This window comes from Mesorhizobium sp. 128a (assembly GCF_053848025.1).
Map to the genome: position 1 here is coordinate 1 of NZ_JBSPKY010000042.1, position 13,316 is coordinate 13,316.

Genomic DNA, 13,316 nt, shown 5'->3' on the forward strand with positions numbered 1-13,316 from the left:
TTTCCGTCTTCCCGTAACCATAAACACCTCTTGGTATGAGGTGTTGCGACGACCGGTTGAATCCGCCTTGGGAGCCGCGATCGGAATGGTGAACGCAGCCCGGCAGCGGCTTTCTGCGCTCGATTGCGGCTCTCAAGGCAGCGAGCGTCAGGCGGGCATCGATCGAGCGGCCAATGGCGTAGCCGACGATCATGCGCGACCAGGCATCGAGAATGATGGCGACATAGACGAAGCGGGCCGGCAGCGCGACATAGGTGATATCGCCGACCCAGAGCTGGTTCGGGCCTGTCGGGACGATGTCCTTTGCCAGATTGGGGAAGATGGGGCTGTCATGATTGCTGTCGGTGGTGGCGACGTAGCGCCGTCTGAACTTCGGCTGCAGGCCGTGGTCGCGCATCAGGCGGCGGATCTTCTTGTGGTTCACGACAAAACCTTGCTGGTGCAAGGCCGCGCCCACGCGGCGGTAGCCATAAAATTCGAATGCGTCGCAGATCGCGAACATCGTCTCGACAATCGCGGTGTCGTCGGCCGCCCTTGCCGGGCGGTCGTAAAAGGTCGAACGCGCCATGCCCATCAGCCTGCATCCTTCGGCGACAGAGAGGCCGTGGGGCCGGTGATGACGGATGTGGTCCCGCTTTTCGGCCGCGGAGCGCTTTTCAGAGCCCCCTTTAGAAACTCCAGTTCCAGAGCCTGCTTGCCCACCAGCCGCTCAAGCGCGGCGATCCGCCCTTCGTATTCCGTGATCAGAGTGGCTGAAGCCGTATCTTCATCGAAGCCGCCTGTCTCATACTTGCCAACCCAGACGCGGATCAGGGTGCGCGTGATGTCGTGCCGTTTCGCCAAACTGTGCAGCGTCTCGCCCGACAGATATTCCTGTACGACCTGACGCTTAAAAACGATGCTGTAACTGCGGTGCCTTGCCATGGTTCTCTCTTCGAAAACACCACAGCACTGGTCAATCCCTCAAATCCAATCTGTCCACCCCAAGGGGCGCACTCCACCGAGGGGCCTAACACTATTACTGGCCGACCGCGGCCCAACTTGCCGATCGTCCATAGCAGCTGTTAACCCGCTTTGCTGGGGGCGCCTGAAATCCCGCTTCTGAACGTGGCCGCCAAACGACGTGCTTGGCAACTCAGACACTGACCTCACTGGACCAGCAGTGTCAGTATGACGGGCACGACACCACGGGATCTTGCTCGGATTGCGCCAACGCCAGTTGCATGGGGTCGCGGTGAAACGATAGCAGGCTCGGCGACCGTTCAAGAGAAGAGACTACTTAAGCGATCTGAACTTTTCTCGGATTCCAGGCTAATGATATTGTCCGATGCAGTTGCATCTCGAGTCGCGGGTAACCATCGCGTCGGTGGTTGGTCTTTTCGCCTGGAAGACGGATCGCACCGACTGTCGACTGCAAGTCGTGGCAGTCTAAGCAGGGCTCTGGAAGCTCGACGGCATCGGGCCTCAACCCTCATGCTATGGGCAGGGGCAGCTTCTTTGTCCGGCCGCCGTCAATGACGTGGACTTGTCCGGTCACGAACGCGCTTTCATCCGAGGCCAGCCAGACTGCCAGATTTCCGACGTCCCTCGGCTCGCCCAAACGCCCGACCGGATGCATGACTTGCAGTTCCCTGCGTACGCGCGCGGTATCGGCCAATCCGTTGATGTAAGTCTCGCTGAGATCGGAATTGATCCAGCCCGGTGCGATGGCGTTGCAGCGGATGCCCTCGTGCCCATGGTCGACGGCGACCGCCGCTGTGAAACCGTGAATGCCCGCTTTCGAGGCCGAGTAGGCCGGATGCCCGGGATTAGAGGCCATCCCTTCGATCGAGCCTATGTTGACGATGCTGCCTCCACCACGCGTCCGAAGATGCGGCATTGCTGCTTTCGTCAGCAGGAACGGGGCCTTCAGATTGATTTCCATCATCTGGTCCCAGTCCGCTTCAGTCATTTGGTCGACGGTCTTTTCGAACATGATCCCGGCATTGTTGACGAGGATATCCAAGCCGCCAAGCTGCTCGACAACAGTCTGGACTGCTGAGGCAATTGCCTGGGAGTTCGAAAGATCCGTCTTCACGTAAATGACGCGCTCGTTGAGCATTGTTCCAGGCGGCGCGCTCCTCTGTACAATCGCGACTTTTGCGCCCTCTTCCGCAAAGCGCTCCGTGATACCGGCGCCGATGCCACGTCCGCCGCCGGTTATGATTGCAATCTTGCCTGCCAATCTGTCAGCCATGGTCGGGATAATGCCTGCGTCGTTGACCAGCACGGTCCAGTGACCCGCAAGGTCCAGTTCGTGCTCGAAATTGCAAAGACCATATTCGTCAGACGGTGGCGGAAGGCCAGTAGTCCGGAGCTGCAAAAGTCTCAACTCCGCGTTGAGTTGCGCGACTGAGATACGTGGCTGACACGATAAACGCGCCGGGCCTCAATGGCATGCCGAATATTTTGATGAGCGTCCGCTGCGCCACGGCCTTTTACGGCGCACTGGGCGCCAAGCTCGCCGTCTTCGCTGATGCGCCAGATTCCTAATTACAGCTAAGCATCCGTTTCCGGGAGGCCAGGATCATCACCTATGACCAAGAGCAAGAGACGCTTCAAGGCGATACGGCTTTGCCGCAGACAGCCTCTGTTGTCGGCCAAGGATTTGGCCCAAATTGTCTCAACCGCACAAGGCTACGTCGCACCTTCAACAACAACGGAAAAGACGAAGCTTCGAGTAAGCCTATATAAGCTAAAGACCACATGTAGATCTCTGCCCCTGTACACGTGCCAAAGCCGAAGCGACAGCAAGTTCGCCTCGGAATCCGGCCCCTAAGCCCGCAATTCGCAGGATGGGCGATGAATGTCGACTACCGAACTGCGGCAAGGTGGCGCATGATGTCGTGCTTGCGAATCCACGCCTGAGGCGAAGTAGAGGCGATATAAATCGGTGTTCTGCTCCCGTACGTTGAGCACCTTCTTGAGCGGGTTGCGTAAGATCACGGAGTCTCCCCTTGGCCGGCGGAGAAGAAATAGCAAGGTTCTCGCGGGTGCCGAAGGCACAAGTTAGTAGCTATTGAAAGCCACGCGGGTTCAGAACTTTTGCAAAAAAGTAGCCTGCCGCGTGACTTAATTTCGAATGTCGAGCGCGCTCCTTTGCATATAATAATAAGCCTGACCTGAACTTGGAGCCGCCCGATGTCGTTCAAAGGCATTATCCCGCCCGTCACTACCCCGCTCCACGCTGACGGATCGATTGATCGCGACGGCTTCTGCGTCATGGTCGAGCATCTGGTATCGTCGGGCGTGCACGGCATCATCATCGGCGGCACGACCGGGGAGTACTATGCCCAGTCGCGCGATGAACGAGTCGGCCTTCTGAAGCTTGCCAAGACCATGGTAAAGGGGAAGGTGCCGCTGATCGCGGGCGTAGGTGCTATCCGCACCGAGGATTGCATCGACTATGCCCTGGTTGCCAAGGACCTGAAGTATGATGGTGTCCTGATCGGGGCCCCGTACTACGCGGTGCCGACACAGCTCGAACTCGCGAATCATGCGCTGGCGATCGACAGGGCCGCCAACCTGCCGATCATGCTCTACAACTATCCCGGTCGCACCGGAACGATGATGGATCTTGGGTTCCTGAATCGAGTCGGTCGCAGTACCAACTTCTGCGCCATCAAGGAGTCCAGCGGCAGCATGAACCAACTGCATGCGCTGGCGCGCGATTATCCGCATATCGACCTGTTCTGCGGCATGGACGATCAGGCGCTGGAATTCTTCGCCTGGGGCGCAAAGGGGTGGGTCTGTGGCGCCGGCAATTGCCTGCCGGCGGAGCACATCGCGCTCTATGAAGCATGCGTGATTGAGAAGAATTTCACGAAGGGCCGGCAGATCATGTCGGCGCTGCTGCCGCTGATGCGGGTTCTCGAACAGGGCGGCAAGTTCGTGCAGAGCATCAAGTTCGGCTGCGAACTCGCCGGCCTGCCGGCTGGCCCCGTTCGCAAGCCAATGCGGGGGCTCGACGACGAGCAGAAGCGGGAACTCGAGACGACGATCCGCACGCTCAAAGCGGTCATTTCGTCAATCACTGGAAAATCGCAAATGAGGGCTTCCGAGAATGTCATCGCTATTAACGCGTGATGAGTACCAGAATCTGGCGGATAGCCTGCTGCTGCCAGCCAATGCGGTGATCGACGGCAAGGCACGTGCGGCACAATCCGGCGACACATTCGAGACGATCAATCCGGCGACCGGGCAGGTGATCGCCAGGATTGCATCATGCGGTCAGGCCGACGTCGATCTCGCCGTCGAGAAGGCGCGGCTGGCATTTGACTCGGGCGCCTGGTCGCGCGCACACCCGAGCCAGCGCAAGCGCGTGCTGCGGCGCCTCGTCAAGCTGATGGAGCGCAACGCTCATGAGTTGGCCGTGATCGAGACGCTCGAAAGCGGCAAGCCCGTCTACGATGTCGAAACTATAGACATTCCAGAGGCCCTGCACTGTCTGGAGTGGCATGCGGAGGCCGCTGATAAGCTCTACGGCCAGACGTCGCCTTCAGGCGACGACGTCGTGTCGATGATCGTGCGCCAGCCGCTCGGCGTTGTGGCCTGCGTTTTGCCCTGGAATTTCCCGATCCTGATGCTGGCCTGGAAGATCGGTCCGGCGCTCGCTACCGGCAACTCCGTCATCGTCAAGCCTGCCGAGGAGACCAATATGTCGGCGTTGCGAATTGCCGAACTGGCGCATGAGGCCGGGTTGCCACCAGGGGTCCTGCAGATCGTCACCGGTCCGGGTGAGATCACCGGGAAAGCGCTTGGCCTACATCCGGATATTGATATGGTCGCCTTCACCGGATCGACTGATATCGGCCGCAAATTCCTGGAATATTCCGCCAAGTCCAACCTCAAGCGCATCGTGCTTGAATGCGGCGGAAAGAACCCGTGCATCGTGCTCGACGACGCCGAGAACCTCGACGTCGTCGCGCAGCATGTCACGCAGGCTGTGTTCTGGAACATGGGCGAAAACTGCTCATCGAATTCCCGTCTGATCGTGCATGAGAAGATCAAGGATCGCTTGGTCGAGACGGTCCTTCACAAGCTCACGGAATGGCCACTTGGCGAGCCGCTGGACCCGGGCAATCGGCTAGGCGCTATCGTGTCGAAGGAGCAGTTCGACCGAATCATGGGCTACATCAAGAAGGGCCGAGCGGAAGGCGCCAGGCTCGTGACCGGCGGCAACACCCACAAGCACGGCAAGGGCTACTTCATCGAGCCGACGATCTTTGACGACGTCACGCCGGAAATGACGATTGCGCGGGAAGAAATTTTTGGGCCGGTACTCTCGGTGATCAAAGTGGCGAGTGCCGACCAGGCGGTTCGGGTCGCCAACGACACGCAATACGGGCTGGCGGCCTCGATCTTCACTGCCAATCTCGGCAAGGCGCACCGCATCGCGCGCGACATCCGTGCAGGCACGGTGACCATCAACTGCTACGGCGAAGGGGACATCTCGACCCCATTCGGCGGCTTCAAACTTTCTGGCTTTGGCGGACGCGACAAGTCGCTTCATGCTCACGACCAGTACACCGAACTCAAGACCATCTGGGCGGACATTTCCGATCAGAAGGTTTCGCGCGCGGTCGACTAACCGGAAAGCACATGAGCGGACATCAAGCCGTGAGAACGCCGGCCGACATCAACATGTCAGGCTGGTATGGAATTCTGCCGCCTCCCAAGGCGTATGAGGTGCTGCGCGGCCGCTACGAGGCCGATTGGGTCATCGTTGGGGCCGGCTTCGCCGGCCTCGCGGCCGCGCGGCGCCTTTCCCAACTGGTTCCGACAGATCGTATCGCCGTAGTTGAGGCGCAAGCAATTGGCTGGGGGGCAGCCGGGCGAAACTCGGGCTTCATGATCGACCTGCCGCACGAGCTTGGCGGGGAAAATTATGGCGGGAGCCAGGATCATGATCGCGTTCGCATACGCATGAACCGCGCCGCGATTGAGTTCTCCGCTTCGGCGGCGGAGGAATACGGTTTGCAGAGCTTCTTCGTTCGAGCCGGCAAGTTCCATGGAGCCGCAACCGATCATGGCCTCGGCGTTCTGCGTGCTTTCGAAAATCACCTGACAGGCCTCGACGAGCCGTTCGAGCGGCTCGACGGGCCGCAGTTGAAGAAGATCACCGGAACCAACTTCTTCGTTGGTGGCACGTTCACGCCCGGAACGGTGATGGCGCAGCCGTCCGGCTTCATTCGAGGACTCGCAGAAGGCTTGTCCAACCGCGTGCGGATATTCGAGAAGTCCGCAGTCACATCCCTGCAAACTGGCAAGCGGCACATAGTGAAGACTGCCGAAGGTGAGATCACCGCGCCGCGGCTGATCTTGACCGTAAACGGTCACCTCGAAAGCTTCGGGTTCTTCAGGAAACGCCTGCTGCATGTATTCACCTACGCCAGCATGACCGGGCCGCTTTCTAAGGGCGACCAGGCGGCCTTGGGCGGTGAGCCGCATTGGGGCTTGATCCCGGCTGACCCTATGGGATCGACCATCCGCCGCATTGGCGACCGCATCGTCGTCCGCAACACCTTCACGTACAACCCGGACATGTCCACCAGCAAGAAGCAGATCAACCGGATCGGGGCTACGCACGATCGCTCGTTCCGCACGCGGTTTCCGATGCTAAGCCACCTGCCGATGGAGTTTCGCTGGGGAGGTCATTTGTGTCTCTCCCTCAACTCCGCACCCGCATTCGGAGAAGTTGAGGAAAGGGTGTTTGTTGCAGGATGCTGCAATGGCCTGGGAACAGTGCAGGGCACGCTTTACGGGATGCTCGCCGCCGACCTTGCCGCCGGCAGCGAGGAGCCGATGGTTTCGGACGCACTGAACGACCCAGCTCCGGCTCGGCTCTATCCTAAGCCGCTGATGTCGATCGGCGCGCCGCTGAAGCTATGGGCCATGCAAAAGCGCGCGGGACGCGAGCTGTAGCAATCATGTGGCCCGCTCTTCGGCGGCCATCTTTACCAACCATTCGCGAAATAACTTCGCGGCAGGCGACAACGTTCGATTGTCGTTCCAGCTGAGATAGTATCCTCCGGGCGCAGGAACCTCAAGATCCGTTATCTTGACCAGCCTGCCGTCTTCTATCAACGGCCGCACAAACCGGTGCCAACCGACGGCCACTCCTTGATCGGCTTGGGCCGCCTGTAAGGTTACGAAGAACTTACCGAACCGACGGCCACGAGGTACCCCGTGGGGAATGCCTGCACGTCGCAAGACCTCGTCCCAGTCGGGCCAATCGGGATCCACCCAGTTAACATGCAGGAGTGGCAGCTCAGGCAACGATTCAGCCGTTGCGTCCCTGTGCACCTGAGCGAACGCGGGGCCGCAAACGGGATAAATGACATCATCAAAAAGCAACTCCGCCGTTTCGTCCGGCCATGAACCAAAGCCATAACGGATGCGCAGATCCACTTCAGCGCGTCGGTAGTCTCGTGCATTGTCAGATATAAGGTGATCCACAGCGATCTCTGGATAGCTAGTCCAGAAGTAAGGCATACGCGGTATCAACCACATTGATGCAAATGCATCCGAGCAGGCGACCGTCACATTCTTGGAGCGGTCGCCGCGCTTAACCGTTCTGACGACCTCAGAGGCTTTGGAGAAGCCATTTGCCAAGACGGCATACAGTTCCTCGCCTGCGCCGGTGAGCATGACACCGGTTCCCAGTCGTACAAACAGGGGGACACCGAGCTCTTCCTCGATCGCTTTAATCTGGCGGCTGACTGCTCCCGGCGTAACGTTTAGCTCAGAAGCCGCAAGCTTGAATGACAGATGCCGCGCAGATGCCTCAAACACCGCCAGAGCGGTCAAAGACGGGAGATCGTAGTAGCGACGAACCATTTAGATGTGCACCCAAACTGCTGCGAACCCCAATTGCTGTTTAGTCAACACCGGGGTGAGACTTTTGCATTAGGACAATTTCGAGGCCTCAGGCAATAGTCGGGCTAAGGGGCGCTGTCTGACGCCCCGCTTTCCTATGGTCTGGAGGCTTGGATGACGGCTGAAGCGAGAGTCTCTCGCAGAGGAGGGCGCGAAGCACGGCGCACAATACGCACCGCGCCAAAGGTCGACATGCTGCCGACGCTCAGGCGGGGTCTGCCGGTGGTGGAGCCGATGGATGCCGAGCAGGTCGAGCGCATGCACGAGGCTTCTCTTGCGATCCTCGAAGACGTGGGCGTGGTGTTTCGCGATCCGATCGCGATCGAGGACTGGAAAAGGGCAGGCGCCGACGTGCGCGCCGACGACCGCGTTTACCTCGACCGCGGGCTGGTCATGGAACTTATCAAGACTATCCCTCCCGACATCGAATATTTCGCGCGCGACCCGGCAAAGAATGTCAAGCTCGGTGGGCCGAATTCGATTTTCGTGCCCATGACCGGCGCGCCGTATATGCGCGACCTCGATGACGTCAGGCGCGGCCCGACCATCGCAGACCTCGGCACCTTCCATAAACTCGCCCACATGATGCCGGCGCTGCATTCGTCGGCGCATCATATCGTCGAGCCGATGGATCTCGTCGTTGCTCATCGGCATCTGCACATCACCTATTCGTCGATGAAGTACTCCGACAAGATCTTCATGGGCATGACTACTTCGCCCAAGAATGCCGAGGATGTGCTCGACATGTGCGAGGTTCTTTTTGGCAAGGACTTCCTCGAGACCCATGCGGTCACGACAGGCAATTGCAACGGCAATTCACCCCTGGTTTGGGACCAGGTAATGCTTGGCGCCATGCGCGCCTTCTGCCGGCGCAACCAACCGGTGTTGTGCTCGCCTTTTGTTCTCGGCGGCGCCAACACGCCGGCTTCTACCGCTGCGGCGGTGGCGCAGCTCAATGCCGAGGCGCTTTCCGCGCTCGCCTACACGCAGGTGATACGCAAAGGCTGCCCCGCGATCTACGGACACTACCTTTCGACCGTTTCGATGCAATCGGGTGCCCCGATGGCGGGAACGCCGGAGATCTCGCTGATGAATTTCATGATCGGCCAGATGGCACGCCGCTACAACGTGCCCTGGCGCACCTCGAACCTACTTGGCGGCGCCAAGGTCTTCGATGCGCAGGCGGGCTATGAAAGCGCGATGACCATGATGGCGGTGCTTATGTCGGGTGCCAACTACATCTGGCATTCTGCAGGCTGGAACGAAGCCGGTATGCATTGCTCGATTGCGAAGTTCGTCGTCGACGCAGAGGTGTGCGACATGGGCTATCGCATGACAAAGGGCATCCAATGGGACGACTTCGACGAGGCCCTGGCTGCCGTGCGGGATGTTGGTCCAGGCGGCCACTACCTTGGCCATCCGCATACGCAAGCCAATTTCGAGCGGGCCTTCTTCATCCCGAAGCTCTTCGACAACAACTCGATCGAGCAGTGGTACGCGGACGGCTCGAAGGACATCAAGCAGCGGGCGCTGGAGCATGCCCGCCGGCTCCTCGGCGACTATGAGGAGCCCAGGCTCGACATTGCGAAAGACGAGGAACTGCGCGCTTATATCGACCGACGATCCCGCGATATCCCCGCGGTCGATGCACTCAACGACGAATATTAAACGGCATCATGCGCATCGATCGGATCAACGTCTACACTGCGCAGTTGCCTGTCAATGGCGGCGTCTATCGCATGGCCAGCGCCGACGTGGAGTCGCTGGACAGCACGCTTCTGGAGATCGTGACGGACGACGGTTGGACAGGCTGGGGCGAGACCTGCCCGGTCGGCCCGGTCTATCAGCCGCATCATGCGCTCGGCGCGCGCGCGGCAATCGCCGAAATCGCGCCTGGTCTCATCGGCTCGGAGATCGCCTCGATCAGGCTGCTGGCGAAACAGATGGACGAGAGGCTGAACGGGCACGGCTATGCCAAGGCCGCGTTCGACATGGCCTTTGTCGATCTGCTTGGCCAAAAACTCGGCGTGCCGGTCTCGACATTGCTGGGCGGCGCGCTGACCGACCGCGTGCCGGCCTATTATTCGCTGATCGTCGGCCCGCCGGACGAGACGGCGAGGATTGCCGCCGACAAGGTGAAGACCGGCTATCCGCGCCTGCAGGTCAAGATCGGCGGACGAAATTTGGAGGAGGATGTGGCCGTCGTCCACAAGGTCTGGGAAGCAGTCGGCTACAAGGCGCGCATCGCGGTCGACGGCAACCGCGGCCTGACAGCGGCCGCCGCGATCCATCTCGACCGGCTCTGCCAGGAGATCCCCTTCGTCTTCGAGCAGCCCTGCAACACCATCGACGAGATCGCGACGCTGAAGGGCCGCCTGACGCATCCGGTCTATCTCGACGAGAGCACCGAGGATCAGAACGCGGTGCTGAGGGCAATCTCGCTCGGCATCGCCGACGGCTTCGGCTTCAAGGTAACGCGTCTCGGCGGCCTCACCAAGATGACGACGGTGCGCGACCTGTGCGCCATCCGATCGCTGCCGCACAGCTGCGACGACGCGTGGGGCGGCGACATCATCGCGGCGGCCTGCGTCCATCTCGCCGCTACCGTGGAGCCGCGCCGTATGGAAGGCGCCTGGATCGCCCAGGAATATATAACGGGGCATTTCGACGCGACGAATCCCGTTGTCATTCAAGAGGGCCATATCGCGGTCCCACAGCGGCCTGGGCTGGGCGTGAAACCTGAGCCCGGCATGTTCGGCAAGCCGGTAGCCATTTACGGGCCCTAATGAACGCGCCAGCCAATCCCACCGCCATGAGGTCGCTGGCCACGCCGGAGATTTCGGCGATGGCCGATCGGCCGTTTGATCTGGTCGTTCTTGCGCTGCCCGGGTTCTCGCACCTGGCGCTTCACGCCTACATAGAACCGTTCCGGATCGCGAATACGGTATCGAGATTGCCGCTTTTTAGATGGCGGATTGCCGGCGTGGATGCGCGGTCGGTCGAGGGTGCCAATGGCCTCGCGATTTCTATTGACGTCACCCTCGGCGAGCTAGCCTCCCACTTGGACGGCCATAGACCTGGCCAGCTCGCCATTGTTGCTGGCGAACCGGTGGAGCGGCAACTGACGCCACAACTCACCGGATTTTTGCGGTTGATGGCCCGTCGCGGAGTTGCGATATCTGCCTTCGGGACCGCGACATGGCTGCTTGCGCAGACCGGACTCTTGGCAGGTACTCGCTGCACAATCCACTGGTCGCGGCTTGCTGCTTTTTCTGAAGTGTTCAGCCAGCCCCGCATACGCGACTCTCTCTTTGTAAAAGATGGGCAATTTTCGACCTGCGCCGGCGAGTTAGCGGCGTTCGATTTCGCGGTCGATCTTATCGCAACGCAGGCAGGCGCCTTCATCGCACAGGAAGTGTGCAGGCATGCGACAGTGGACGGCCAGCGTTCTGGTTCGAACCGTCAGACAGGCTCTTCGGGCATCGCCTTCGCTGGGGTGAGCGAGAGTCTCGTCGCGGCGATCAGGGTTATGGAAGAGAATATCGAGTCTCCGATAGCGATGTCAGACATATCGAAGCGCATTGGTGTTTCGAGACGTCAACTAGAGCGACTCTTTGGGACATTTGTAGGTGTCACACCCGCCAAGCACTATCTCATTCTGAGGGTCGATCACGCAAAGAGGCTAATCGAAGGCACCCGGCTGCCTTTGGTCGACGTAGCGATGGCGAGCGGCTTCGTCTCTTCGTCGCATTTCTCGAAATGCTTCAGGAACATACACGGGATCTCACCGCAACAGCTTCGATTGACTGTGCCCGCGTGGATCGGTCGAGGGCTCGGCTGAGTCTCAGTGCCATGTTTGTTACGCGCCGTTGAGGCTCCGAGACAAGGCGATCCGACCAATTAACGTTTTATCGCAACTCACATTGCAATTGCTAATGTAGGAGAAAAATAGATAGCGGCTGGGCCATGAACTGGTTCAATAACTCTAACGGGGGACGGCTTGTAGCCAAGCGCTGGGAAGGACGTTTTGGTCCGCATTCCGCGCTCGAGCGTGAGGATCGTCGGAAGGTCGCGCAGGGAGACTGGGCCGTTCAAGATATAAGCCTAAACAGCAGCGGTGTTAAGAAAGACGAGAGCATCAGATTTATTTAGTCGTCTTCTGCCACGGACGCTGCTGATGTGAGAAAGACAATCGGCGAAGTTCCACTTCATAAGGAAAGCAGCCACTGAACGCGATAAAAGTCGCGGCAGGGCTGCATCAAAACTAACTTTTCTAACCGCGACCCGAGGCACATGATTGGAAACACCGAATAAGAGAATGCCGGTTCTGCATCGTGCTCGCCAGAACAATTGATCCGACCGACGGTTCGGCTGATGTATGAACACCAGCAGGTTTCGTTTGGGCCGCAATAGCAGCCATCGAAAATTGCCCTGCGGCACACCTATGATGTGCTGATCCCGCCACTCTCCCTGGCAAGAGCGCCAAGGAGAGATCTTCAACGCGATCTGTCCACCCTCAGGGGCGCACTCCAGACCGGGGGGCAGTTTTGGAAGCCGTTTGACATCCACGAATCCCCCAACTCCCAATACTGCGCTAGTACTTCTTCAATAGATGGGGTGATTGGGGTCTCGGCCGAAGCCCGGAAAAGGGCGGCTGCTCCTGTTGGAATGTGAGAACGTGGTCGATGTGGAATCGCCACAAACATCGGGAAGGAGCAGCCATGAAGTACTTTACCGGACTGGATGTCTCGTTGGAAGAGACGGCAATTTGCATCGTTGATGAGACTGGCGTGATCGTCAAAGAAGTTCGCTCGGCGAGCGAGCCGGATGCTTTGATCGCGGCTCTGCAACGGATCGATCTGCCGCTTGAGCGCATTGGTCTGGAGGCTTGTTCGCTGACGGCCTGGCTTCACGATGGCTTACGCGCTGCCGGCCTTCCAGCGATCTGCATCGAGACCCGGCAAGCGAATGCGGCCATGAAGACGATGCCGAACAAGACGGACCGCAACGATGCCCGGACCCTGGCACAGATCATGCGCACCGGCTGGTTCCGGCAGGTGCACATCAAGAGCCGGCAATGTCGGCTGTGGCGTTCACTGCTCGTGGCGCGCCGCACGGTCCTCAACGAAATGCGCTCGATGGAGAACGTGGTGCGGGCGATCCTACGGGAGGCCGGCGTCAAGCTCGGCACGCCGAGCCGCGCCGCCTTCGCCGAACGCGTGCGGGAACTCGTCGGTGCCGATGCTCTGGTGACAGGGTTGGTGGAACCGTTGCTGAGAATTCTCGCCACGATGCTGGGAGAGTTCGCTCGCTTGACCAAGCAGGTTCTCGATGCGGCGCGGCGATCAACGTGAGAGAGCAGCGTCAATCAGGATGAGAATGCCGGCGGCTTGAGGCGC

General features: G+C 59.7%; 10 protein-coding genes and 1 pseudogene. 7 read left to right on the plus strand and 4 right to left on the minus strand.

The features are described 5' to 3' along the window. The 3 genes from ACWTU9_RS32215 to ACWTU9_RS32225 form a co-directional block, all read right to left on the minus strand. The coding region (locus ACWTU9_RS32215) for an IS3 family transposase (RefSeq protein WP_455861854.1) at positions 1 to 625 on the minus strand (625 nt) is incomplete at its 3' end. Then, a complete protein-coding gene (locus ACWTU9_RS32220; RefSeq protein WP_455861845.1) occupies positions 574 to 924 on the minus strand; it encodes a transposase in 351 nt (116 codons plus the stop codon). The genes ACWTU9_RS32220 and ACWTU9_RS32215, both read right to left, overlap by 52 nt. 547 nt (positions 925 to 1,471) lie before the next feature. Beyond that, complete coding sequence (locus ACWTU9_RS32225; RefSeq protein ID WP_455861846.1) at positions 1,472 to 2,269, minus strand: SDR family NAD(P)-dependent oxidoreductase; 798 nt, start codon at positions 2,267 to 2,269, stop codon at positions 1,472 to 1,474. Between the two features lie 911 nt (positions 2,270 to 3,180). On the opposite strand from ACWTU9_RS32225, the gene ACWTU9_RS32230 reads away from it, so the two are divergent. The 3 genes from ACWTU9_RS32230 to ACWTU9_RS32240 are packed head-to-tail and all read left to right on the plus strand — an operon-like array spanning position 3,181 to position 6,963. After that, positions 3,181 to 4,125 carry a dihydrodipicolinate synthase family protein gene (locus ACWTU9_RS32230; RefSeq protein WP_455861847.1) on the plus strand — a complete coding sequence of 315 codons (945 nt, stop codon included), beginning with the start codon at positions 3,181 to 3,183 and terminating at the stop codon, positions 4,123 to 4,125. Then, complete coding sequence (locus ACWTU9_RS32235; RefSeq protein WP_455861848.1) at positions 4,103 to 5,629, plus strand: aldehyde dehydrogenase; 1,527 nt, start codon at positions 4,103 to 4,105, stop codon at positions 5,627 to 5,629. Before ACWTU9_RS32230 ends, ACWTU9_RS32235 begins: the two co-directional genes overlap by 23 nt. Before the next feature lie 11 nt (positions 5,630 to 5,640). Continuing rightward, the gene (locus tag ACWTU9_RS32240) at positions 5,641 to 6,963 is read left to right on the plus strand and encodes an NAD(P)/FAD-dependent oxidoreductase (protein WP_455861849.1); all 1,323 of its coding nucleotides are present in this window, start codon (positions 5,641 to 5,643) and stop codon (positions 6,961 to 6,963) included. A gap of 3 nt (positions 6,964 to 6,966) precedes the next feature. Here ACWTU9_RS32240 and ACWTU9_RS32245 read toward each other — a convergent pair whose 3' ends face one another. Then, positions 6,967 to 7,878 carry a LysR substrate-binding domain-containing protein gene (locus tag ACWTU9_RS32245; RefSeq protein ID WP_455861850.1) on the minus strand — a complete coding sequence of 304 codons (912 nt, stop codon included), beginning with the start codon at positions 7,876 to 7,878 and terminating at the stop codon, positions 6,967 to 6,969. A 153-nt stretch (positions 7,879 to 8,031) separates the two neighbouring features. On the opposite strand from ACWTU9_RS32245, the gene ACWTU9_RS32250 reads away from it, so the two are divergent. From ACWTU9_RS32250 to ACWTU9_RS32265, 4 genes and pseudogenes are all read left to right on the plus strand, one after another. Then, entirely contained in the window at positions 8,032 to 9,585 is a 1,554-nt protein-coding gene (locus tag ACWTU9_RS32250) for a trimethylamine methyltransferase family protein (RefSeq protein WP_455861851.1), read from the plus strand. Between the two features lie 8 nt (positions 9,586 to 9,593). Continuing rightward, the gene (locus tag ACWTU9_RS32255; protein ID WP_455861852.1) at positions 9,594 to 10,703 is read left to right on the plus strand and encodes a mandelate racemase/muconate lactonizing enzyme family protein; all 1,110 of its coding nucleotides are present in this window, start codon (positions 9,594 to 9,596) and stop codon (positions 10,701 to 10,703) included. Next, positions 10,703 to 11,758 carry a GlxA family transcriptional regulator gene (locus tag ACWTU9_RS32260; protein ID WP_455861853.1) on the plus strand — a complete coding sequence of 352 codons (1,056 nt, stop codon included), beginning with the start codon at positions 10,703 to 10,705 and terminating at the stop codon, positions 11,756 to 11,758. The genes ACWTU9_RS32255 and ACWTU9_RS32260 overlap by 1 nt, the downstream gene beginning before the upstream one ends. A gap of 880 nt (positions 11,759 to 12,638) precedes the next feature. Next, positions 12,639 to 13,262: pseudogene (locus ACWTU9_RS32265) on the plus strand (IS110 family transposase); the annotation flags it as partial. Between the last annotated feature and the right edge of the window lie 54 nt (positions 13,263 to 13,316).

Coding starts and splice junctions, on each gene's coding strand:
- ACWTU9_RS32220 (WP_455861845.1), bottom strand. CDS start 924: ATGGCAAGGCACCGCAGTTACAGCATCGTTTTTAAGCGTCAGGTCGTA.
- ACWTU9_RS32230 (WP_455861847.1), top strand. CDS start 3,181: ATGTCGTTCAAAGGCATTATCCCGCCCGTCACTACCCCGCTCCACGCT.
- ACWTU9_RS32235 (WP_455861848.1), top strand. CDS start 4,103: ATGTCATCGCTATTAACGCGTGATGAGTACCAGAATCTGGCGGATAGC.
- ACWTU9_RS32240 (WP_455861849.1), top strand. CDS start 5,641: ATGAGCGGACATCAAGCCGTGAGAACGCCGGCCGACATCAACATGTCA.
- ACWTU9_RS32245 (WP_455861850.1), bottom strand. CDS start 7,878: ATGGTTCGTCGCTACTACGATCTCCCGTCTTTGACCGCTCTGGCGGTG.
- ACWTU9_RS32250 (WP_455861851.1), top strand. CDS start 8,032: ATGACGGCTGAAGCGAGAGTCTCTCGCAGAGGAGGGCGCGAAGCACGG.
- ACWTU9_RS32255 (WP_455861852.1), top strand. CDS start 9,594: ATGCGCATCGATCGGATCAACGTCTACACTGCGCAGTTGCCTGTCAAT.
- ACWTU9_RS32260 (WP_455861853.1), top strand. CDS start 10,703: ATGAACGCGCCAGCCAATCCCACCGCCATGAGGTCGCTGGCCACGCCG.